20 protein-coding genes are annotated in these 21201 nt (G+C 59.4%); 1 reads left to right on the top strand and 19 read right to left on the bottom strand.

Annotated elements, in window-relative coordinates:
- From IGW03_RS13170 to ndk, 15 genes are all read right to left on the bottom strand, one after another.
- On the bottom strand, window positions 1-1299 hold the full coding sequence (locus tag IGW03_RS13170; protein ID WP_194723032.1) for an adenylosuccinate synthase: 1299 nt from the start codon (window positions 1297-1299) through the stop codon (window positions 1-3).
- Between the two features lie 4 nt (window positions 1300-1303).
- Window positions 1304-2455, bottom strand: a complete 1152-nt coding sequence (locus IGW03_RS13165) for an ATP phosphoribosyltransferase regulatory subunit (RefSeq protein WP_194723031.1) — start codon at window positions 2453-2455, stop codon at window positions 1304-1306.
- Window positions 2456-2716: 261 nt separating this feature from the next.
- Complete coding sequence (gene hflC, locus IGW03_RS13160) at window positions 2717-3637, bottom strand: protease modulator HflC (protein WP_194723030.1); 921 nt, start codon at window positions 3635-3637, stop codon at window positions 2717-2719.
- A complete protein-coding gene (gene hflK, locus IGW03_RS13155) occupies window positions 3637-4932 on the bottom strand; it encodes an FtsH protease activity modulator HflK (RefSeq protein WP_194723029.1) in 1296 nt (431 codons plus the stop codon). The genes hflC and hflK overlap by 1 nt, the downstream gene beginning before the upstream one ends.
- A gap of 36 nt (window positions 4933-4968) precedes the next feature.
- Window positions 4969-6123 carry a GTPase HflX gene (hflX, locus tag IGW03_RS13150; RefSeq protein ID WP_228535458.1) on the bottom strand — a complete coding sequence of 385 codons (1155 nt, stop codon included), beginning with the start codon at window positions 6121-6123 and terminating at the stop codon, window positions 4969-4971.
- Between the two features lie 27 nt (window positions 6124-6150).
- The gene (gene hfq / locus IGW03_RS13145) at window positions 6151-6387 is read right to left on the bottom strand and encodes an RNA chaperone Hfq (RefSeq protein WP_151636316.1); all 237 of its coding nucleotides are present in this window, start codon (window positions 6385-6387) and stop codon (window positions 6151-6153) included.
- 134 nt (window positions 6388-6521) lie between these two features.
- Window positions 6522-7865 carry a ribosome biogenesis GTPase Der gene (der, locus tag IGW03_RS13140; RefSeq protein ID WP_194723028.1) on the bottom strand — a complete coding sequence of 448 codons (1344 nt, stop codon included), beginning with the start codon at window positions 7863-7865 and terminating at the stop codon, window positions 6522-6524.
- Window positions 7866-7872: 7 nt separating this feature from the next.
- The gene (gene bamB, locus IGW03_RS13135) at window positions 7873-9021 is read right to left on the bottom strand and encodes an outer membrane protein assembly factor BamB (RefSeq protein WP_194723027.1); all 1149 of its coding nucleotides are present in this window, start codon (window positions 9019-9021) and stop codon (window positions 7873-7875) included.
- A gap of 43 nt (window positions 9022-9064) precedes the next feature.
- Window positions 9065-9709 (bottom strand): YfgM family protein, encoded by a 645-nt coding sequence (locus IGW03_RS13130; protein WP_194723026.1) that lies wholly within the window; start codon window positions 9707-9709, stop codon window positions 9065-9067.
- A gap of 12 nt (window positions 9710-9721) precedes the next feature.
- Window positions 9722-11065, bottom strand: a complete 1344-nt coding sequence (gene hisS / locus IGW03_RS13125) for a histidine--tRNA ligase (RefSeq protein ID WP_194723025.1) — start codon at window positions 11063-11065, stop codon at window positions 9722-9724.
- Window positions 11066-11089: 24 nt separating this feature from the next.
- Window positions 11090-12361 (bottom strand): flavodoxin-dependent (E)-4-hydroxy-3-methylbut-2-enyl-diphosphate synthase, encoded by a 1272-nt coding sequence (gene ispG, locus IGW03_RS13120; RefSeq protein ID WP_194723024.1) that lies wholly within the window; start codon window positions 12359-12361, stop codon window positions 11090-11092.
- A gap of 7 nt (window positions 12362-12368) precedes the next feature.
- Window positions 12369-13469 (bottom strand): helix-turn-helix domain-containing protein, encoded by a 1101-nt coding sequence (locus tag IGW03_RS13115; RefSeq protein WP_194723023.1) that lies wholly within the window; start codon window positions 13467-13469, stop codon window positions 12369-12371.
- Window positions 13462-14268 carry a type IV pilus biogenesis/stability protein PilW gene (gene pilW, locus IGW03_RS13110; protein WP_438943644.1) on the bottom strand — a complete coding sequence of 269 codons (807 nt, stop codon included), beginning with the start codon at window positions 14266-14268 and terminating at the stop codon, window positions 13462-13464. The genes IGW03_RS13115 and pilW overlap by 8 nt, the downstream gene beginning before the upstream one ends.
- Window positions 14268-15437, bottom strand: coding sequence for a dual-specificity RNA methyltransferase RlmN (gene rlmN / locus IGW03_RS13105; protein ID WP_194723022.1), 1170 nt, complete (start codon window positions 15435-15437; stop codon window positions 14268-14270). Before rlmN ends, pilW begins: the two co-directional genes overlap by 1 nt.
- A 60-nt stretch (window positions 15438-15497) precedes the next feature.
- The gene (gene ndk / locus IGW03_RS13100) at window positions 15498-15923 is read right to left on the bottom strand and encodes a nucleoside-diphosphate kinase (RefSeq protein WP_194723021.1); all 426 of its coding nucleotides are present in this window, start codon (window positions 15921-15923) and stop codon (window positions 15498-15500) included.
- Window positions 15924-16154: 231 nt separating this feature from the next.
- Here ndk and IGW03_RS13095 point away from each other — a divergent pair, with 231 nt between their 5' ends.
- A complete protein-coding gene (locus tag IGW03_RS13095; RefSeq protein ID WP_194723020.1) occupies window positions 16155-16853 on the top strand; it encodes a Bax inhibitor-1/YccA family protein in 699 nt (232 codons plus the stop codon).
- Between the two features lie 100 nt (window positions 16854-16953).
- Here the strand turns inward: IGW03_RS13095 and rlmD are convergent, their stop codons facing one another.
- The 4 genes from rlmD to IGW03_RS13075 form a co-directional block, all read right to left on the bottom strand.
- Window positions 16954-18294 carry a 23S rRNA (uracil(1939)-C(5))-methyltransferase RlmD gene (gene rlmD / locus IGW03_RS13090; RefSeq protein WP_194723019.1) on the bottom strand — a complete coding sequence of 447 codons (1341 nt, stop codon included), beginning with the start codon at window positions 18292-18294 and terminating at the stop codon, window positions 16954-16956.
- 113 nt (window positions 18295-18407) lie between these two features.
- On the bottom strand, window positions 18408-19178 hold the full coding sequence (locus IGW03_RS13085; protein WP_194723018.1) for a 3'-5' exonuclease: 771 nt from the start codon (window positions 19176-19178) through the stop codon (window positions 18408-18410).
- The gene (rpoS, locus tag IGW03_RS13080; protein ID WP_438943643.1) at window positions 19175-20095 is read right to left on the bottom strand and encodes an RNA polymerase sigma factor RpoS; all 921 of its coding nucleotides are present in this window, start codon (window positions 20093-20095) and stop codon (window positions 19175-19177) included. Before rpoS ends, IGW03_RS13085 begins: the two co-directional genes overlap by 4 nt.
- Window positions 20096-20194: 99 nt before the next feature.
- Window positions 20195-21157, bottom strand: a complete 963-nt coding sequence (locus IGW03_RS13075; protein WP_194723016.1) for a peptidoglycan DD-metalloendopeptidase family protein — start codon at window positions 21155-21157, stop codon at window positions 20195-20197.
- Between the last annotated feature and the right edge of the window lie 44 nt (window positions 21158-21201).

Here is a 21201-nt window from a genome sequence, read left to right as displayed (position 1 = left end):
TCATGCAAACGGATGACGAAGGACAATTGTTTCTTCGCGGTCCGGACCCGTGGAAATCATGTCGACAGGCACACCGACCAGCTCTTCAATGCGCTTGATGTAGGCACGTGCCGTTGCGGGCAGAGCTTCCAGCGTTTTCGCACCGACTGTCGACTCGCTCCATCCGGGCATTTCTTCGTAGATCGGTTCGCAGCGCGATGCATCCTCGGCGCCGACCGGGAAAATGTCGACCTTCTTGCCGTCAAGCATATATCCGGTGCAAAGCTTGAGCGACTCCAGGCCATCGAGCACATCGAGCTTGGTGAGGCACATGCCCGACACGCCGTTGATCTGGACGGAGCGGCGCAGCAGCGCGGCATCGAACCAGCCGCAGCGGCGGGCACGACCGGTCACCGTACCGAATTCATGGCCGACGCTGGCGAGATGCTTGCCGATGCCCTGATCGGTCGGCAGCTCGGACGGGAAAGGACCGGAGCCGACACGCGTGGTATAGGCCTTCGTGATTCCCATGATGTAATGCAGCATATTGGGGCCGACGCCCGAGCCTGCAGCCGCATTGCCGGCCACGCAGTTGCTTGAGGTAACGAAGGGATACGTGCCGTGGTCGACGTCAAGCAGGCTGCCCTGGGCGCCTTCAAACAGCAGGTTGCCGCCCGCCTTGTGCGCCGCATACAGGGCGCTGGAGACGTCGGCGACCATCGGGGCGATGCGCGGCACGGTAGCCAGCGCGTCGTCGAGGGTCTTCTGATAATCGATGGTGTCGGCCTTCAGGTAATTCGCCAGGACGAAGTTGTGGTAGTCCAGGTTTTCCTTCAGCTTTTCGGCAAAGCGGCCTTCATTGAGCAGATCCGCGACACGGATCGCGCGGCGTGCCACCTTGTCTTCATAGGTGGGACCGATGCCCTTGCCGGTGGTGCCGATCTTGGCGGCGCCACGCGCGGCTTCGCGCGCTGCATCCAGGGCCGTGTGGTACGGCAGAATCAGCGGGCACGCCTCGGAGACCTTGAGCCGCGACGCCACTTCGACGCCATTGGCCTGCAGCTTGTCGATCTCGCGCAGAAGATCAGGCACCGACAGCACGACGCCGTTGCCGATATAGCAGGCAACCCCGGGACGCATGATACCAGACGGAATCAGCTGCAAGGCGGTTTTCTGGCCGCCGATGACCAGCGTATGGCCGGCATTGTGTCCACCCTGAAAGCGCACAACGCCTTGTGCGTGATCGGTCAGCCAATCGACGATCTTACCCTTACCTTCATCGCCCCATTGGGTGCCGATGACAACGACATTCTTTGCCATGCTATTAACCTAGTGATTGAAGAATCCAGTTTCCATTGTCGAATACGACTGCACGATCGCAATCGAATTCGTCCTGCTCGTTTTCGTGTCCGGGCAGCGCCTGAATGACGACTTCCCCGGCTTCACGCAATTCATTGATTTTCTGTCGCAACGCCGGCTCGGTACCCCACGGCGCCCTGATGGCGCTCTTGCGCTCCGCCACCGGCAGCAGGCGTGCCAGCTCCCTGAGATCCAGGGAGAAACCGGTTGCCGGCCGCGCGCGGCCGAATGCCTCGCCGACATGATCGTAGCGTCCGCCGCGCGCAACTGCATTGGGCAGACCGGGGACATAGGCGGCGAACATGACGCCGCTGTGATAATGGTAGCCGCGCAAGTCGGCCAGATCCACGGTCACATCGGCATTGCCTACCTGGCGGATGAGCAGATCGAGTTCGTCCAGCGCACGCGTGACGCCCGGCATCTTCGGCAGGACTTCGCGCGCCTGCGCAATGATCGAGGCATCGCCGTATAGTGAGGGCAAGGCAAGCAGCGCTTCGCGAGTCACCGGTTGGAAGCCGGCCGTCAGCTTTTGCAGGCCCGGAACATCCTTGGCTTGCAGCAGCCCGAACAGTTCCGCATCGCATTTCCGCGCAAGTTCATCCTCTGCGATGATGGCACGCAGGACGCCGACGTGGCATAGGTCGAGCCGCACCTTGGTAATGCCGGCGAGCTTCAGCGATGCCAGGACCAGTTCCTGGATCTCTGCATCGGCCTCGAGTCCGGCATGGCCATAGATTTCCGCACCGATCTGCAAGGGTTCCCGCGTGGCATGCAAGCCCGACGGCCTGGTATGAAGCACGCTTCCCGCATAGCAGAGCCTGGTGACCGAACGCCGGTTCAGCAGGTGGGCATCGATCCGTGCGACTTGCGTCGTCATGTCGGCGCGTACACCCATCGTGCGTCCCGACAGTTGATCCACCAGCTTGAAGATCCGCAGGTCCATGTCCTGCCCTGCTCCCGTGAGCAGAGACTCGAGATACTCGAGCATGGGGGGCATGACCAGTTCGTAACCGTACGAACGAAATCTGTCGAGAAGCTTGCGGCGCAGTTCTTCTATCTTGCGCGCTTCTGAAGGCAAGACATCGGCAATGTTTTCAGGGAGAAGCCAATTCGGCATGACAGACGTGGTACTGCTTAAAGAAAGAAAATGAAAAGATGAGGCCGGACGGATATGCGATCGACGTTCATACAGCGGTGAATACCGCCATGAATAGTTAATGCAATAGTTAATGCGTTAGGGAAATACGTATTTTCTCACTGATTGTTCATGGCAGCACAACATTTGCCTTTCAAGTTCGAAAAAGGCGAAAAGAATAATGCCTGAAACAGGCATTATTCTTGTTGTGTTTGAAAGCGCATTCCGAAGAACGCGCTTAACTCACTTTTTCGCCGGTGCCGGCGCCGGTGATGCGACGCTGCTTGCACCGCCTGTGCCACCCGTATTCCTGAAATACTTGAAGAATTCGGAGTTGGAATCCACCACCATCATGTCGCTGCGGTTCTTGAAGCTGGCGCGGTAGGCCTCAAGGCTGCGATAGAACTTGTAGAACTCCGGATTCTGGCCAAAAGCCAGAGAATATACCTGAGTTGCCTTCGCATCGCCTTCGCCGCGGATCGCCTCCGCATCACGATAGGCTTCTGCCAATATCACCGTGCGCTGACGATCGGCATCGGCCCGAATTTTTTCGGATTCGGCGGCGCCGGTCGAGCGCAGTTCGTTGGCGACGCGGACACGTTCGGCCTTCATCCGGTCATAGACCGAATTATTGATCTGCTCCACGTAGTCAACGCGCTTGAGACGCACATCGATGATTTCAACACCGATCTGCTTCGCCTCTTCCGTGACCTTTTTCTGGATGGCGCTCATGACCTTGCCGCGTTCCCCGGAAATGACTTCACGCACGGTGCGCTTGGTGATTTCCTCGTTCAACGCCGCCTTGATGATCTGCGACATCCGGTCCTGCGCACGACGCTCTTCTCCGGTAAAGCTGACGAAGTAAAGTCGCGGGTCGGTAATCCGCCATTTTACATAGGCATCGACAAGAATGTTTTTCTTCTCGGCCGTGATGAAGCGGTCCGCCTCGGGTGTGTCAAGCGTCAGGATGCGTTTGTCGAGAAACAGGACATTCTGGAATGGCGGAGGCAGCTTAAAATGCAGGCCGGGTTCGTTGATGACCTTTTTCACCTCACCCAGAGCAAACACGATCGCATATTGCCGCTGATCCACAACGAACAAGGTCGACATCAGTACCGAAAGCAGAATCAGGCCCGCAATCGAATAAGAAACGAGGCGATTCATTATCGAGTCTCCCGATCACGCAAATCTCTGCTATCCCTGGTACGCGAGTCCCGCTGCCGCTGCGCTTCATTGGCCGGCATGGGCTCCCCTGCCGGCGAACTGCCGGAAGATTGCTGGGCAGCGCCGATACCGGGTTTGCCCGGCGCAGTTTCGCTGGCTGCCTGGGAAATCAATTTATCCAGAGGCAGATACAGCAGATTACTGCCGTTCTTGCTGTCCACCATCACCTTGGTGGTATTGGAGAAGATTTGCTGCATGGTTTCGATATACATGCGGTCGCGTGTGACGGCCGGTGCCTTCTGGTACTCAACCAGCACCTGCTTGAAGCGCGAGGCATCGCCTTCCGCGTTGGCGAGCACGCGTGCACGGTAGGCCTCCGCTTCCTGCAACAGACGCGATGCAGCACCGCGTGCACGGGGGATGACATCGTTCGCGTAAGCCTGGCCTTCGTTCTTCTGGCGTTCGCGATCCTGGCCTGCCTTCACGGCATCGTCGAACGCCGCCTGCACCTGCTCGGGAGGCTGCACGCCCTGCATGGTGACATTGGTGATCTGCACGCCGGCTTTGTAACGGTCGGTGATTTGCTGCATCAGCTGGCTGACGTCGAAAGCCACCTTCTCGCGACCTTCGTAGAGAACGAAATCCATCTTGCTGCGTCCGACGATCTCGCGGATCGATGTTTCCGCCACCTGGCGCACCATCTCGTCCTGCTCCCGGTTGTTGAAGATCCACTCGGCAGCATTCTTGAGCTTGTATTGCACGGCGAACTGGATGTCGATGATGTTCTCATCGTCGGTCAGCATCAGCGACTCGCGCGGCTGCTTGTTCCTGACGTTGGAGCGATAACCGACTTCCACCGTCCTCACCTGCGAGACATTGACGACTTCATGGCTCTGGATCGGATAAGGCCAGCGCCAGTTGAAGCCCGCCGGTGTTGTATGGCTGTATTTTCCGAACGTCGTAACGACGGCAGTCTGGCCTTCCTGAACGATGAAGAAGCCGCTGACGAGCCAGAGAAAGGCGACAATGACCGCAATCAGGCCGACGCCGATTCCTGCGCCTTTCATGTCAGGGCTGTAATTGCCGTCGCCGCGACCACCGCCCCGGTTTCCGAACAGGCGATTGAGGCGCTGATTGAACTCGCGCCATAGCTGATCGAGATCCGGAGGACCGTCATTGGGCCGTTTTCCATCCTGGTTTTGGTTTTGGCCGTTGTTGTCTTGTGACCCCCGTCCCCATCTCGGGTCATTCAGAGAAAATTTAAGGCCGATTTTTTTGATTAGAGGAATAGGCATTCTCTCGCCATCCGGCTTATGTTAATGGTTTGCAATTCAGGTATCGTGGATGCCTCGGGCAAAAGACACCGGTCGCGATTCGTTGTGTTGTTCCCGGACCGGCAGGGGATCAAGATGCGCCACCGCGTTCTCTTTTGCAAATTCGGCTACAGCCTCACGGAGTAGATCAAGGCCGGCACCGGTCTGGGCGCTAATTGAAACACGGCGGATTTTATCATATTCATCACGTTCCACACCCGGCTCTAGCCCGGCTGCATCAATCTTGTTCCAGACGAGAATCTGTGGAATGTGATCGGCACCGATTTCGGCCAGCACATCATTGACCTGTTCGATCTGCTCCATGCGCACCGGACTTGCCGCATCGACAACATGCAGCAGCAGGTCCGCATGAATGGTTTCTTCCAGCGTGGCTCTGAATGCAGCAACCAGCTGGTGAGGCAACTCCCGGATGAATCCCACGGTGTCGGAGATCACTACGTTGCCGGCCTCGCCAAGATAGATGCGGCGGGAGGTTGTATCCAGCGTGGCAAACAACTGGTTGGCGGCATAAGCCTGCGCCTTGGTCAATGCATTGAACAGGGTGGATTTGCCGGCGTTCGTATAGCCGACCAGCGACACGGAAAACGTATTGTTACGGCCACGGGCCCTGCGCTGGGTCTCGCGCTGCTTATGCAGTTTATCCAGCCTGATGCGCAGTGCCTTGACGCGATCACCGAGAAGCCGGCGGTCGGTTTCGAGCTGGGTTTCACCCGGCCCGCGCAAGCCGATACCGCCTTTTTGCCGTTCAAGGTGAGTCCATCCGCGAATCAGGCGGGTTGCCAGATGCTGGAGCTGTGCAAGTTCGACCTGAACCTTACCCTCGTGACTTTGCGCACGCTGGGCAAAAATATCGAGGATCAAACTGGTGCGATCGATGACGCGTACCTTGAGGTGACGTTCAAGATTGCGCTGCTGCGCAGGCGACAAGGCGTGGTTGAAGATGACGATTTCGAGGCGCTCTGCGGCCACGATTGCCGCGATTTCATCCGCCTTGCCGGATCCGACAAACAGGGCGGCATCGGGACTCGAGCGTTTTGCTGTGATCGTGATGGCTGGGTCGGCACCGGCTGATTTGGACAGCAGTGACAGCTCTTCCAGACTAGCGGCAAAGTCGCCCTTGCCGAAATCGACGCCGACTAGGGCAGCGCGCATGAGTGGAGTGGAGGTGGTAACGATCTCTTATTCCGAATCAGATTCAAGATTGATGTTTACCGCACGGGCCGGTACGACGGTCGAGATTGCATGCTTGTAGACCATTTGGGTCACGGTATTGCGAAGCAGGACGACGTACTGGTCGAACGATTCGATATGCCCCTGAAGCTTGATGCCGTTCACGAGATAGATGGAAACGGGAACGTGCTCTTTACGTAAGGCGTTGAGGAAGGGGTCTTGTAACAGTTGCCCTTTATTGCTCATGACAGCTCCATGGTGTTGTTGTGATGTGGAGTTGGAGACACCTGGACGGATTTCAAGTGTCTCTCTGATAATATTGCTTTAAGACTTTATCGATTTTTGCGTAACTTGCCAAGCGTGTAGTCATCTTGGAAAGATTATTTTTGATCCTTTGTAAAGGGATTTTTGCTAGAACGCAGCTCGATACGCAATGGAGTCCCGACTAGTGAAAAAGTTTCACGGAAGTGTTTTTCCAGGTAACGCTTGTAATTGTCGTCGATCGCTTCCAATGCATTGCCGTGAATAACGACGATAGGCGGGTTCTGGCCGCCTTGATGCGCGTAGCGCAGCTTGGGCCGAATTGAGCCTTTGCGGCGCGGTTGCTGATGCTCGACCGCTTCGATCAGCGCACGCGTCAGTCGCGGCGTGGACAGCTTGGCCATGGCCGCTGCGTACGCAGAATCAATCGACTTCATCAGCGGACCGATGCCGCTTCCCTTCAGCGCCGAAATAAAATGGAATTTGGCAAAGAACAGGAAGCTGAGCTTGCGCTCCATGTCGATCTTGATCTCGTCGCGCCGGTCGCTGTCAAGGCCGTCCCACTTGTTCACGCCGACTACCAGGGCCCTGCCCGACTCCAGCACGAAGCCGGCAATATGGGCATCCTGCTCGGAAATATCCTGCTGCGCATCGAGCAGCAGAAGAACCACGTTGGCTTCCGAGATTGACTGCAGGGTCTTGACCACCGAGAACTTCTCGATCGCCTCGAACACCTTGCCGCGCCGGCGTATGCCCGCCGTGTCGATCAGCGTGTAATGCTTGCCTTCGCGCTCGAAGGGAATTTCAATCGAGTCGCGCGTCGTGCCCGGCATGTCGAACGCGATGACGCGGTCTTCGCCGAGCAGGGTATTGACCAGTGTGGACTTGCCGACGTTCGGCCGTCCGACGATCGCGATCTTGATGCCGCGGGTCGGAGACGCTTCGGCCTCGGGCTCCGGCGCGCGCTGCGCAAAAGCGATGTCAAGCGACTCGTTGACCAGGTCGACCACGCCATCGCCGTGTGCGGCTGAAATGACATACGGATCGCCCAGGCCAAGTTCGTAGAAATCCGCGGTGACGGAAGTATATTTCATGCCTTCCGCCTTGTTTACGACCAGCATGACCTGCCGTCCCGACTTGCGCAGGAAATCGGTGATGGTCTTGTCATGCGGCGTCAGGCCTTGCCGCCCATCGACGATGAAGACCACGACGTCGGCTTCCGCGACCGCCTGCTTGGTCTGCTTGGCCATTTCATGCATGATCCCATCCTTGGCGACCGGCTCGAAACCGCCGGTATCGATCACCAGGAAGGGACGTTCCCCGACCCTGCCCTCGCCATAATGCCTGTCGCGGGTGAGACCGGGAAGGTCGGCGACCAGAGCATCGCGCGACCGGGTGAGCCGGTTGAACAATGTGGATTTGCCGACATTGGGTCGGCCTACTAATGCGATTACCGGCTTCATTGAATTCTTACTCGGTTGCCAGCGCAACCACTGTACCTGCTTGAGTTTGGAAAAGTGCCGTCGCGGCGGCAACGGAAGCCGTACCCGTTACGGGGCTGCCGTCGGTGCCGACGCGGGCCAGGAAAGCGCCGTCATCGCGCGACAGAAAGTGAACATAACCTTGGCCGTCACCTACCGCGACGGCGCGTCCGGCGACGACAGGAGTCGACAGGCTGCGATAGGCAAGCTTCGGATTGCGCCATGCGCCGCTGCCGGAATCGCGGGAGAGCGCAGTCACGGCGCCGCGTTCATCGGCAACGTAGACGAAGCGCTCGTCGAGTGCGACGCCGACCTCGCTCGACGCTTCCTTGCCCCAGCGTGCCGCGCCGCTCACTGCATCAAAGCAGGCCACGCGTCCCTGATAGGCAACGGCGCAGACATCGCTGCCGGCAATCACGGGCGCACCCGACAAGTCGGCAATGCGCTCGAGTTCAGTCGTGCCGCGCGGGTCGCCGACGGCAGCTTCCCAACGCGCACCGCCGTTGGTCAGCGCCAGCGCCGAAAGACGTCCGCCGGGAAGCGCCACATAAGCGGTTGGTCCGGAAATGACGATACCCGGCGCCGTGCGCAGTGTGAGGGGCGGCGACTGGCGCTGAGCAACCCAGCGCCGGTTGCCGTTTTCGATTTCATAGGCGGCAATCCGGTTGTCGACGCTTCGGACGACGATCACGCCCTGCCCCACCGCCGGCGCAGAAAGAATCTCGCTGGAAGCCTGTACTTTCCAGCGCAGCTTGCCCTGGGCGTCGAAGGCAAGCAGCATGCCTTTTTCTCCGACGACCGCGACGGTATTGCCATCGCTGCCGACACCTGCCGTCAGGGGCATGCCCGCGTTGATGCGCCACAACGTGCGGCCGGATGAGGCCTCGATGCGCGCCATTGCGCCGTCCGCTGCGGCAACGTAGACGCTGCCATCCGCCACGGCCGGCGAAAACACGAAAGTGCCTGCGCTGCCGATGTTGCTTGTCCATGCAGTGCGTACTGCCATCGTCTGCTGAAAGTTCTCGAGCGCGGCCGGCGGGTTACGCGGCGCCGCCTTGCTGGCAAACGGATTGAGCGACGAACATCCGGTCAGCAACGCAACCAGTCCGGCACAAGTGAGCTTTACAGCAGTATGCATGGATTCCCCTTTTTTCTGTTTTTCTGCGCTGCAGTGTTTGCAGTTATGCCGCAGCCTTGGCTGCGCCGCCGATCGCGTCCAGCTTCAACTGGATAAGCTGGCGTGCCGGGTTCTTTTCGTCGGTTTTTTCGAGTGCGAGCTTGTAGGCTGCGCGTGCTTCTTCGATTTTCGTCTGGGCGACGAGGATGTCGCCCTTGCGGTCGGCCACGGCGCCGGCGAACTGCTCGGGGAATTGTCCCTCGAGCAGCTTCAAGCCCTGATCGAACGCCTTTTCATCGAGCAGCACGCCGGCGAGACGGATCTTTGCAATCGCCTTGAACGCTTCGCTGCCGTTGTCGGCCACCCACTGCAATTGCGTTTTCGCGGTGTTCAGGTCATTGGTATCGAAGGCGCTTTTTGCGGCCGCCAGCGCGCCCATCTGCGCATAGGCAGTCTTGCCGAATTTGCCTTGGAGGTCGGCCGCGGCGCGCTGCACTTTCTGGTTGTCCTTGGCTGCGACGCCCTTCTGCAGTTCCTCGTAGAGCTGTCCGGCCTGGGCTGCCTGGTTGCGCTGATACAGGTTCCAGCCGTTCCAGCCCGCATAGGCTGCAAGGACAATGATGAGAACCCAGGTGACGAGATTGCCGTACTGCTTCCACCACGACTTCAACGTCGCCAACTGTTCCTGTTCTTCGTGATCGTATGCCATGATGCTTCCGGATTAATGATGATGGTGGGTGGGATCATCGCACTCATCGCCGCAGACGATCTGGTCCAGGACGTAGGTGGCGACATTTTCGAGAGGAACGGTGACCTGATTGTTGTCGGTCGCTTCAGCCCGCATGTTCTTGACGGAGGCAACCGACTTCGCCACTTCGTCTTCGCCGATGATGACGGCGAAGCCTGCACCGCTGGCGTCGGCGCGTTTCATCTGGGCCTTGAAGCTGCCGCCGCCGCTGGCGGAAGCGCAATGCAGTACGACGTCCAGGCCGGAGTCGCGCAGGCGCTCGGCGACCACGAAGGCCTGAAGCTGGGCGTCTTCTCCCTGGTGAACGACATATACGTCGCACTGATTGGGCGTGTACTGTTCGCCGTTGGCTTTCAGCAGTTCGAGCAGGCGCTCCACGCCGATGGCGAATCCGCAGGCCGGCGTCGGCTTGCCGCCGAACATTTCGATGAGCGGATCATAGCGGCCGCCGCCGCATACCGTTCCCTGTGAGCCGAGCTGATCGGTCACCCATTCGAACACGGTGCGGTTGTAGTAGTCCATGCCGCGAACCAGGCGCGGATTGATGGTGAAAGGGATATTGTTGTGACGAAGGATTTTCTGCACGCCTTCGAAATGGGAGCGCGACTCTTCCCCGAGATAATCGAGCAGCTTGGGTGCGCCGTTGACCATTTCCTGCATTGCCGGATTCTTGGTATCGAGAATGCGCAGCGGGTTGGAATGCAGGCGCCTCTGCGCGTCCGCATCCAGCAGTTCCTTGTGCTGCTCGAAATAGGCAACCAGGTCGTTGCGATGGCGATTGCGCTCGTCCGCATTGCCGATGGAATTGAGCTCGAGCTTGATGCCGTCGAGTCCGAGATCGTCCCACAGACGCTGGCACAGCATGATCAGTTCGGCATCGATATCGGGGCCGGTAAAGCCGAGGGCTTCCGCGCCGACCTGATGGAACTGGCGATAGCGTCCGCGCTGCGGTTTTTCATGGCGGAACATCGGGCCGACGTACCAGAGGCGTTTCGGTCCGTCATAGGTCAGATTGTGCTCGAGCGCAGCGCGCACCACGCCCGCGGTACTTTCCGGGCGCAGGGTGAGCTGGTCCCCGTTCATCGAGTCGACGAAGGAATACATTTCCTTTTCGACGATATCGGTGACAGCGCCGAGTCCGCGTGCGAACAGCGCTGTCGGCTCGACGATCGGCGTGCGGATCTGCTGGAAGCCGTAGCTCTTCAGTACCGACTGCACGGTATTTTCGAACAGCTCCCAGAGAGGCGCATCGGCGGGCAGGATGTCGTTCATCCCTTTCACGCCGACGATCTTTTCAGCTTTTTTATTTTCTGACATGCTTTTTACTCAGTGTACGGCGCTTTAGATAGCAACCGCATTTTTCCCGTAACGGGTCTTAACGTAATCCAGGACGATGGCCTGGAATTCTTCGGCGATATGCTCGCCGCGCAGGGTTACCTTCTTCTCGCCGTCCACGAACACCGGAGCGGCCGGCGATTCGCCAGTGCCGGGAAGGCTGATGCCGATGTTGGCATGCTTGGATTCGCCCGGTCCGTTGACGATGCAGCCCATGACGGCGACATTCATGTTCTCGACACCGGGATATTCCTTTTTCCAGACGGGCATCTGCTCGCGCAGATAGGTCTGGATTCTGTCGGCAAGCTCCTGGAACACGGTCGATGTCGTTCTTCCGCAGCCGGGACAGGCGATGACCATGGGCGTGAACTTGCGCAATCCCATGGTTTGCAGGATTTCCTGCGCAACCACGACTTCCTTGGTGCGGTCGCCGCCCGGCTCGGGCGTGAGGGAAATGCGGATCGTGTCGCCGATGCCCTCCTGCAGCAGCACCGACAACGCCGCCGTAGAGGCGACGATGCCCTTGCTACCCATGCCTGCTTCGGTCAGGCCGAGATGCAGCGGGTAATCGCAGCGGCGGGCCAGTTCACGGTACACCGCGATCAGGTCCTGCACACCCGACACCTTGCAGGAGAGAATGATCTTGTCGCTCTTCAGTCCCAGCTCTTCCGCGCGCTGGGCATTTTCGATTGCCGAGGTTACCAGGGCCTCATACATGACGGCCTGCGCTGTCCATGGCTCCGGCCGGCTAGCATTTTCGTCCATGATGCGGGCCAGGAGCGACTGGTCCAGGCTGCCCCAGTTGACGCCGATGCGAACCGGCTTGTCGTACTTGCAGGCGACTTCGATCATCTGTGCGAACTGGGTGTCGCGCTTGGCACCCTGTCCGACGTTGCCGGGGTTGATGCGGTACTTCGACAATGCCTGCGCACATTCCGGGAAATCGGTCAGCAGCTTGTGCCCGTTGTAATGGAAATCGCCGACCAGAGGAACGTCGATGCCCATCCTGTCGAGCTGCTCGCGGATGGCAACCACCGACGCAGCGGCTTCCGGATTATTGACGGTGATCCTGACGAGTTCGGAACCGGCACGCGCGAGGTCCTTGATCTGGATCGCCGTGCCGATGGCATCGGCGGTATCGGTATTGGTCATCGATTGCACGACGACCGGCGCCGCGCCTCCCACCAGCACTTCCTTCGTGCCGTAGCGTATGGAGACACCGCGGGTGCTGCGCTTGGGAAGCGGCCCCGAAGCAATAGGAGAATTGGCTGTCGACATGGAATGATTATTTCAGGGTTATGCGGGCGACATTGCCATTGCCTGTCGCCTTGAGATCGACCGGATTGCCGCGCAGCGTGGCGTCGACGCCGGATGCATTGCCGACCACCACTGCGACCGTATCGGTGACTTCAAAGCTTTCGGTTTCTCCCGCCTTCACGACGCGGGAGATGACGGGTCTGGCGCTGCCGGCCGCCTTGATCTCGATCCACGAATCCTGTCGCGCCTTGATGACCAGGGTATTGCCGGTGTTCGCGGGCGCTGCCTGCGGCACTGCGGCGGCTGCCGGCGCGGACGGGGAAGGCGGCTGTGCCGCGGAAGCCGGTACAGCCGGAGCAGGCACCGCCGCCCCAGTTGCAGCAGGCGTTCCTGCGGCCTGAGAAGTTGCAGCACCGCCTTGCTGAGTCGCCGGCGCAGGAGGTACGGCAGGCGCAGCAGCCTGCGGGTTCGCCGCTTCGCCGGGCTGCCCGGCTGATGGTGCCGAAGGTTCCACCGGCGGCTGGGCGTTCACCGGCTCGGGCGCGGCCGCCGAATCGGACGCCGCGGGAGCAGCGTCGCCTTGGGACGCCGGCGCCGAGGGCGTGATGATCTGGGAGGCGCCTTCCTTGACCTGGGAGCCGGCCGATTGCGTCAGGCCGGCGAAATCCACGCCTTGGCGCAAGCCGTAGGCAACGGCGCCGACGGCTACCACCACGATGCCCGCCATGATCCATTTGGCGGACACCTTCGAACGCGAATTCGTCATGGATGGCAGGCGCGCTTCGGAAAACGGTGTCGACAGGTTCTGGCGCGGCCGTATCGGTTCATGAGCAAGCACCGTCTCTCCGCCGAGCGAAGCCAGCAGCGGTGCCGCATCGATCTTGAGCAGCTTTGCATACTGCCGCACGAAGCCGCGCACGATTGCCATGCCAGGCAGGGAAGGATAGTCGTCGGCTTCAATGGCAACCACTTGCCTGGGGGCCAGATTCAACTGGCCCGCCACCTGTTCGATCGTCCAGCCGCGCTCCTGCCGGCAGGCCGCCAGACGCGCTCCGGGAGACACCGCAATCGGCGCTTCCTTGTCGGCATCGCCGGGCATGGCTTGATCATTCAATCCTGGCTCACTCATTAAAGGCTCCACGTTGATAGGCGGCATATTCGGCCGAACCGGCGTGGCGGCGGCGCAGCTGGTTTGCGAGACTGGCTTCTGCAGCGCGGTCGCCCAGCTTGCGCTCGATGCGTATCGCCAGCCAGAGGACATCGGCGGTCATGATCTCGGCTTTCATGACCCGATTCACATAGAAACGCGCCCGCTCGTGATCGCCGCGCTCGAAATACAGGCGGGCGAGATTGACATTGGTGGACGGATTGCCGGGATCGGCTTGAAACGCCTGGGAGAAATACCGCTCGGCAGCCGCCTTGTCATTCATCTTCATGCTGCAGAAGCCCGCATTGTTCAGGGCTTTTGCCGGCGACTGGTAGGCACGGTTCTTCAGCGCCGCCTCGAAATACTGGATGGACTGCTTCTCTCTGCCGTTCTGGCACAGGAACCAGCCGTAGTTGTTGTTGAAATCCGGCGTATTGGGCGCCAGGCGGATCGCCTGCTGGAAGTTTTCCTCCGCAAGCCGGACCTCGCCCATGTCCATGTAGATCAAGCCGCGCATGCTGTAGGCTTCCGCGAAATTCGGATCCGCCGCCAAGGCTTGCTTGATCTCGTCGAGAGCAACCGCCATCTGGCGCTGCTCGTAGTAACCCACCGCAAGCTGCAGGCGGATGCGTGCCCGCTTCTGGTTGTCGGTCTGGTCGGAAAGCGTGGGCAGCTCGCCCTGCGTTCCGCTGCCGGCAGTGGTGGCGCAACCCGTCAGAAATGCGAGTGAAGCGAAAGCGGAAAGAAGCGTCAGGCACAGTGCGCCTGTCCTGCGATGGATCACCGTGGCACCTCGACGATACGGCCAAAATTCTCGCCGAATTTTTTCTGGTATTCCGCCATTTTCTGCATGCGCTCCTGCACGCGGGTACGATCCTGCACCTCGCCCGCCAGTTGTCCGCAGGCCGCATCGATGTCGTCACCGCGCGTCTTGCGGATGGTCGTGACAATGCCGGCATTCATCAGGATCTGCGCAAAGGCCTTGATGCGCACATTGTTGGAGCGCTTGAGGCCGGATTCTGGAAAAGGATTGAAAGGAATCAAGTTGAACTTGCAAGGCACTGGCTCCGGCCCGTTCTGCACCAGGTCAATCAATTCCCGCGCATGTTCATCGGAGTCATTGACGCCGTCGAGCATGCAATATTCGAAAGTGATGAAATCGCGCGGCGCAAATTCGAGGTAGCGCCGGCAGGCGGCCATGAGTTCGGCCAGCGGATATTTCCTGTTGAGCGGCACCAGGCCGTCGCGCAATGCGTCGTTCGACGCATGCACGGACACCGCCAATGCCACGGGACACTCTTGGGAAAGCTTGTCCATCATCGGCACGACGCCGCTCGTGGAAACGGTAACGCGCCGGCGCGACAGGCCGTAGGCATTATCGTCCAGCATCAGCTTGAGCGCGGTCACGGTCGGCTCGAAGTTCAGCAGCGGTTCGCCCATTCCCATCATCACGACATTGGTAATCTGACGCTCGCCCTTGGGTCCGGGCTCGATGCCCTTGGTGCGCCGCAGCTCGAATTCCGCCATCCACAGCTGGCCGATGATTTCGCCGACAGTCAGATTGCGGCTGAAGCCCTGCTTGCCTGTGGAGCAGAAACGGCAGTTCACCGCGCAGCCGGCCTGGGTGGAAATGCACAGCGTTCCGCGGTTTTCCTCGGGAATGAAAACGGTTTCGACAGCATTGCCCTGCCCCACGTCCAGCAGCCACTTGCGCGTGCCGTCGGCCGAGGTGTGATCGCTGATCACCGCAGGCGCCGAAATCCTTGCATGGGCTTTGAGCTTATCACGCAAGGATTTCGCCAGATCCGTCATTGAATCAAAATCGCTGGCGCCGAATTGATGAATCCAGCGCTGCAATTGCTTGGCACGAAATGGTTTTTCACCCAACTCTCCGCAATAGGCAATGAGCTGCGCGGGATCAAGATCCAGCAGATTGGTGAATTCCTTCATGACAAGTCTTCATAAGTGATGTTCGCCTCAATAGTCGATCAAGGGCAAACGGGGTTGCGATTAGCGCGAATAGACGTTCAGCGCGGGGAAGAAATAAGCGATTTCCACTTGGGCTGTTTCCACTGCATCGGAGCCGTGGACGGCGTTGGCGTCAATGGAGTCGGCGAAGTCGGCGCGGATGGTGCCCTTGTCTGCCTTCTTCGGGTCGGTTGCGCCCATCAGTTCGCGGTTCTTGGCAATGGCGCCTTCGCCTTCCAGGACCTGGATCATCACCGGGCCGGAAACCATGAAGTCGACCAGATCCTTGAAGAACGGACGCTCGCGGTGCACGGCATAGAAGCCTTCGGCTTCAGCGCGGGACAGCTGGGCCATGCGGGCTGCGACGACCTTCAGACCGGCGTTTTCGAAACGGGTGTAGATTTGACCGATAACATTCTTCGCTACAGCGTCCGGTTTGATGATCGACAGGGTACGTTCAATTGCCATCTGTGAAAACTCCAATAAAAAGAAAGGGTTAAGGTTGAAAATCGAGAAATCAACTAACCTTCAATTTTAGCACGAAAGCATTTGAACTCAGAATTTCCCTACAGCCTTCCATGGCCAGCGCGTTTTGACGCGGCAGAACCTTTATAGGTTCCACGTATCCTAAAGCCTAAATCAGCATGCTATGCTGTCAATATGCACATCGGTAGCACGTGCCCCTTTCAGGAGGTTCATATGGATCGTCAACTGCAGCAGACTTACCCCCCTTCCGCCGCCAGCGAAGCGCTGGTTGTCCGCAACCGGGTCTTGCGCAATACCTACTGGCTGCTCGCCATTTCGATGGTGCCGACCGTCCTTGGCGCATGGCTGGGCGTGCAATTCCAGTTCACTTTCTTCTCGGGCAGCCCCGTCTTCGGCTTCGTTGCCTTCCTTGCAATTGCATTCGGTTTTTTCTATGCAATCGAAAAGACGAAGAATTCGGGACTCGGGGTCGCCATCCTGCTCGGCTTCACCTTTTTCATGGGCCTGATGCTGTCACGCCTGATCGGCCACATCCTCGGCTTTTCGAACGGCGCATCGCTGATCATGACGGCGTTCGGCGGCACCGCCGTGATCTTCGCCGGCATGGCGACTATCGCCACCGTATCCAAGCGCGACTTCTCCGGTCTGGGCAAATGGCTGTTCGCAGGCGTGCTGGTGCTTCTCGTCGCCGCGCTGGCCAACATCTTCCTGCAACTGCCGGCGCTGTACCTGGTAATTTCCGTGTTGGCGATCGCGATCTTCTCGGCCTATATCCTGTTCGACGTACAGCAGATCATCAACGGCGGCGAAACCAATTACATTTCGGCAACGCTGGCGATCTATCTCGACGTCTACAATATCTTCACCAACCTGCTTGCCCTGCTGGGCTTCGTCGGAGGCAGCCGCGACTGAATGGGCAGCAAGCGCTGAGCCATGAGCAAAAAAGCCGACCAACAGGTCGGCTTTTTATTTGCAGGCATGCCCTCCTATTTCAAGGCGGCAGCCAGGACATTCAGGGCAGATCGAACACGGCAATGGATTCCACATGCGCCGTATGCGGGAACATGTTGACCACGCCCGCCTGCGTCAGGCGATATCCGCCCTGATGCACCAGGTAGCCTGCATCGCGTGCGAGGGTCGAAGGACTGCAGGACACGTACACGATGCGCTTGGGCCGCAAGTCCGCATGCGTTTCCGCCAGGCCAACAATGGCCTGGCAAACGTCGATCGCACCTTCCCTGGGCGGATCAATCAGCATGCGGTCGAACTTGCCCAGGGCAATGAAATCTTCCGTTTTCGCCTCGAACAGATTTCGGCAATGGAACGCGGTCTTTTCCGCGACGCCGTTGATTTTTGCATTGCCGAGCGCGCGTTCGGTCAGGGCGGTGCTGCCCTCGATACCCACGACTTCGCGGACCTGGGTGGCGATGGGCAGCGTGAAGTTGCCAAGCCCGCAGAACAGGTCGGCCACCCTGTCGTCCGGCTGTGCATCGAGCAGCCGCAGGGCCTTGGCCACGAGCACGCGGTTGATATGGTGATTGACCTGGGTAAAATCCGTCGGTTTGAAAGGCATCGTGATGCCGAACTCGGGCAGCACGTAATCGAGCTGCACAGCGGCGGGATAGAACGGATAGACCGTGTCCGGGCCTTTCGGCTGCAGCCACCACTGGATGCCGTACTCATCGGCAAATGCCTTCAACCTGGATTCATCCTCGGCCGTCAGCGGCGCCATGTTTCTCATGACGAGCGCCGTGACGCTTGCGCCTACCGCCAGCTCGATCTGGGGCATCTGATCGAAAATCGACAATGTTTCAACCAGGCGGCGCAATGGCACCAGCATTGCGGACACATGCGGCGGCAGGATCTCGCAGGTCTTCATGTCGGCAATGAACGAGGATTTGCGCTCGTGGAATCCGACCAGCACGCCGCCTTTTTTCTGCACGTTGCGCACCGACAGGCGGGCGCGGTAGCGATAGCCCCATGTCGGCCCGTAGATCGGCCGCATCATGCGCTCCGCCTTCACCTTGCCGATGTGCCAGAGATTGTCCTCCAGCACGCGCTGCTTGATCGCCACCTGCGCCGACGGCTCCAGATGCTGCATCGCGCAGCCGCCGCAAGTACCGAAATAAGTGCACTTGGGCTTTACCCGCAATGCCGATTCATTATGAATTTCGGTCAGGGTTGCGGCTTCCCACTTCGGCTTCTTGCGGAAGGACTGGAAGCCGACGCGCTCGCCGGGCAAGGCGCCTTCGACGAAAATGACCTTGCCGGGCGTGCCGTCTTCGTTCTGCAAGTGGCCGACGCCGCGTCCCTCCATGTCGAGGGATTCGATAACAATAGTGCTCTGCTGCATAGAAAATTTGAATTGCCGGACGCAATCCGTACTTTGCCGTCCGTTATACGAAAGACAAGATGAGATGGAAACCGGCGTGGGAATTCAGGAAAATCGGTGGAAAACCGTGCAATCTACCACGCGGCGAGGTATTCCTTCCAGTGCTCGCCGCTTTGCAGCGCCAGTGCGTCCCGCACCATGGCCATTTCCTCCTCGTACGCGGCCTTGCTCATGACGCCGCGCATCAGCAGGAAGCGGCAGTAAACGAGATAGGTATTGACGACGTCGGTTTCACAGTAATCGCGGATTTTCTTGAGGCGTCCCTCCTGGAAAAGCGTCCATACCTGGGAACCGTCGACTCCCATTTTCCCGGGGAAACCGCACAGCTTGGCGAGATCATCCAGGGGCGCATTGGCGCGTCCGGTGTACAGCGCCAGCAAATCCATCAGATCCATATGCCGCGTGTGATACCGGCTCAAATAGTTGTTCCATTTGAAATCGCGGTCTTCGTCTCCCATTTCCCAATAGCGGGAAGCGCAAACGCCGTGGACCATCGCACGGTAATGCAATACCGGCAGGTCGAAGCCGCCGCCGTTCCAGGATATCAATTGCGGCGTGTAACGATCGATGATGCGGAAAAAATCATGGATCAGTTTCGGCTCCTGGTCATCCAGGGTGCCGAGGGATCGGACGCGAAAGCCGTCATCGTCGCGGAACACGCAGGAAATCGCGGCGACGCGATGCAGATGATGCTGGAGAAATTCCGAACCCGTCTTTTCCCGTCTGGCGGCAAAGGCGGCGGCGGCCACGTCTGCATCGGTCAGGTTCAAGAGCTCGCGGTTCAGTGCACGCAAGCCCGCGACATCGGGAATCGTCTCGATGTCGAATACGAGAACGGGGATCACAACAAGGCGTCCTTGCCCACGCCGCGCGCCGTCAGCGCCCGTTTCAGCTTGACCAGGGCTTCCTGCTGTATCTGGCGCACCCGTTCACGAGTGACGCTCATTTCCGCGGCAAGTTCTTCCAGTGTGGCGGGGTCATCGTTGTCGAGGCCGAAACGGCGCACGATGACGACGCGCTGCTTGTCCGGAAGCTTCTTCAGCCAGTCGCGTACCAGTCCCATCATTTCATGATGTTCGGCGCGTGAGTCCGGACCGTCTTCCGCATCGCCCGGCAGCATGTCCATCAGGCTCGCCTGCGGATCGTTGTCGAGCGGGGCGTCGAGCGACGTCGCATGTTCGGACAAGGCAAGAATGTCCTGCACGTCTTCGACCGGCCGGTCGACGAGATGGGCAATGTCTTCCGCCGTCGCATCCTTGCCGTCATGATGCTGGGCTTCGAGGTGATACTTGGCCCGGAGAATCTGGTTCAGCTCGCGCACCATGTGAACCGGCAGGCGCACGGTGCGCGCCTGGTTCATGATGGCGCGTTCGATGCTCTGGCGTATCCACCACGTGGCATAGGTGGAAAAACGGAAACCGCGCTCCGGTTCGAATTTGTCAATCGCGCGCATCAGGCCGAGATTGCCTTCCTCGATCAGGTCGAGCAGAACCACGCCGCGGTTGATGTAATGCTTGGCAATCGAGACGACCAGCCGAAGATTGTGCTCGATCATCTTCTGCCGGGCTTCGAAGTTCCCCTGCTTGGCCAGCGTTGCGTAATGCACCTCTTCCTCTACCGTCAGCAGGGGCCGCGCGCCGATCTGGTTGAGGTAATGCTGCGTCGTGTCGGTGGAAAGCTCCGCCGCCAGGACGGTTTTCAGTTCATCAACAGGATCTGCCGCCGGCGTGATGACATCCTCCCCGCGTTCCGCGTCATCCATCAGTTCGTCGGCATCTTCTGCGACATTGAGCGGCATGTCTTCGGAAAGACCGTCCGAAGAAGCGTCGTCGTCCATGGGATCGTGAGGAGTGCGATTCATTTAGCGGCTTGGCAGAAATTTTGACGGATCGACCGGCTTTCCTTGCTGACGTATTTCGAAATGCAGTTTTACCTCATCGGTATCGGAATTTCCCATCTCTGCGATCTTCTGACCCTTGGTAACATTTTGATCTTCTTTCACGAAGATGGTTTTGTTATGGGCATAAGCCGATAGCAGGTTGTTGGAGTGCTTGACGATGACAAGATTGCCGTAACCGCGAATGCCACTGCCAGCATACAGCACTTTGCCCGAGCCCGCCGCAACGACAGGCTGCCCCATCTTTCCGGCAATATCGATTCCCCTCTTTCCTTCGCTGAAATGGGAAATGATCCTGCCTTCGGCAGGCCAGATCCACGCGATATTCTCGTCGTCCCCCGACAACGCAGGTTCCGGAGTCTTCTCCGCTGCCTTGGGCGGCTCGGTGCGGGCAGGCGTGCCTGCGGCGGGAGCGGCCGGCACGGCGCCTGTCGAATCGGGCTTCTGCAGTTCCGCCAGTACGCCGTCGGAATACGGGCGCTTCTCGCCGCGCGGTCCGGATTTGTTGGGCACGGCGCCGGCTGTCGGCTGGGACGGCGTCAGCGGGCGTACTTCGGTGCCCTGCGATGGGGCGACGCTGCCGGTTTGCGGAGCGCCTTCGGGCGGCAGGACGCGCAGGACCTGATCGACCTTGATGTCATTCGGATTGGCAAGGTTGTTCCATGCAACGATGTCGCGGTAGTTCTGGCCGAAGTCGAGTGCGATCTGGATCAATGTGTCGCCCTTGCGCACGGTGTAAAAACCTCGCGTGTCGGTGCGCGTGGCTGGTGCGGCCTGCTGCGCGGGCGGCGGTGCAGCAGGCCTCGGCGCCTCCGCCGCTCTCGGCCCGACCGGACGGTCGATCACAGGCGCGGTTCCTTGCGGCGTCGTACATGCGGCGATCCACATCGAAAGCGCTGCGATAAACAGGGATTGTGTTGTTCTCATTCTCATACAATTTACATTTGGCGACAGCTCGCGGCAGTCAGTGC

The organism is Noviherbaspirillum malthae (assembly GCF_015352985.1).
In the GTDB taxonomy this organism is placed as follows: Bacteria; Pseudomonadota; Gammaproteobacteria; order Burkholderiales; family Burkholderiaceae_D; genus Noviherbaspirillum; species Noviherbaspirillum malthae.
Note: the sequence above shows the minus strand (reverse complement) of the source record. Positions and strands in the feature narration are given on the sequence as shown.

Coding starts and splice junctions, on each gene's coding strand:
- IGW03_RS13170 (WP_194723032.1), bottom strand. CDS start 1,299: ATGGCAAAGAATGTCGTTGTCATCGGCACCCAATGGGGCGATGAAGGT.
- IGW03_RS13165 (WP_194723031.1), bottom strand. CDS start 2,455: ATGCCGAATTGGCTTCTCCCTGAAAACATTGCCGATGTCTTGCCTTCA.
- hflC (WP_194723030.1), bottom strand. CDS start 3,637: ATGAATCGCCTCGTTTCTTATTCGATTGCGGGCCTGATTCTGCTTTCG.
- hflK (WP_194723029.1), bottom strand. CDS start 4,932: ATGCCTATTCCTCTAATCAAAAAAATCGGCCTTAAATTTTCTCTGAAT.
- hflX (WP_228535458.1), bottom strand. CDS start 6,123: ATGCGCGCTGCCCTAGTCGGCGTCGATTTCGGCAAGGGCGACTTTGCC.
- hfq (WP_151636316.1), bottom strand. CDS start 6,387: ATGAGCAATAAAGGGCAACTGTTACAAGACCCCTTCCTCAACGCCTTA.
- der (WP_194723028.1), bottom strand. CDS start 7,865: ATGAAGCCGGTAATCGCATTAGTAGGCCGACCCAATGTCGGCAAATCC.
- bamB (WP_194723027.1), bottom strand. CDS start 9,021: ATGCATACTGCTGTAAAGCTCACTTGTGCCGGACTGGTTGCGTTGCTG.
- IGW03_RS13130 (WP_194723026.1), bottom strand. CDS start 9,709: ATGGCATACGATCACGAAGAACAGGAACAGTTGGCGACGTTGAAGTCG.
- hisS (WP_194723025.1), bottom strand. CDS start 11,065: ATGTCAGAAAATAAAAAAGCTGAAAAGATCGTCGGCGTGAAAGGGATG.
- ispG (WP_194723024.1), bottom strand. CDS start 12,361: ATGTCGACAGCCAATTCTCCTATTGCTTCGGGGCCGCTTCCCAAGCGC.
- IGW03_RS13115 (WP_194723023.1), bottom strand. CDS start 13,469: ATGAGTGAGCCAGGATTGAATGATCAAGCCATGCCCGGCGATGCCGAC.
- rlmN (WP_194723022.1), bottom strand. CDS start 15,437: ATGAAGGAATTCACCAATCTGCTGGATCTTGATCCCGCGCAGCTCATT.
- ndk (WP_194723021.1), bottom strand. CDS start 15,923: ATGGCAATTGAACGTACCCTGTCGATCATCAAACCGGACGCTGTAGCG.
- IGW03_RS13095 (WP_194723020.1), top strand. CDS start 16,155: ATGGATCGTCAACTGCAGCAGACTTACCCCCCTTCCGCCGCCAGCGAA.
- rlmD (WP_194723019.1), bottom strand. CDS start 18,294: ATGCAGCAGAGCACTATTGTTATCGAATCCCTCGACATGGAGGGACGC.
- rpoS (WP_438943643.1), bottom strand. CDS start 20,095: ATGGATGACGCGGAACGCGGGGAGGATGTCATCACGCCGGCGGCAGAT.
- IGW03_RS13075 (WP_194723016.1), bottom strand. CDS start 21,157: ATGAGAACAACACAATCCCTGTTTATCGCAGCGCTTTCGATGTGGATC.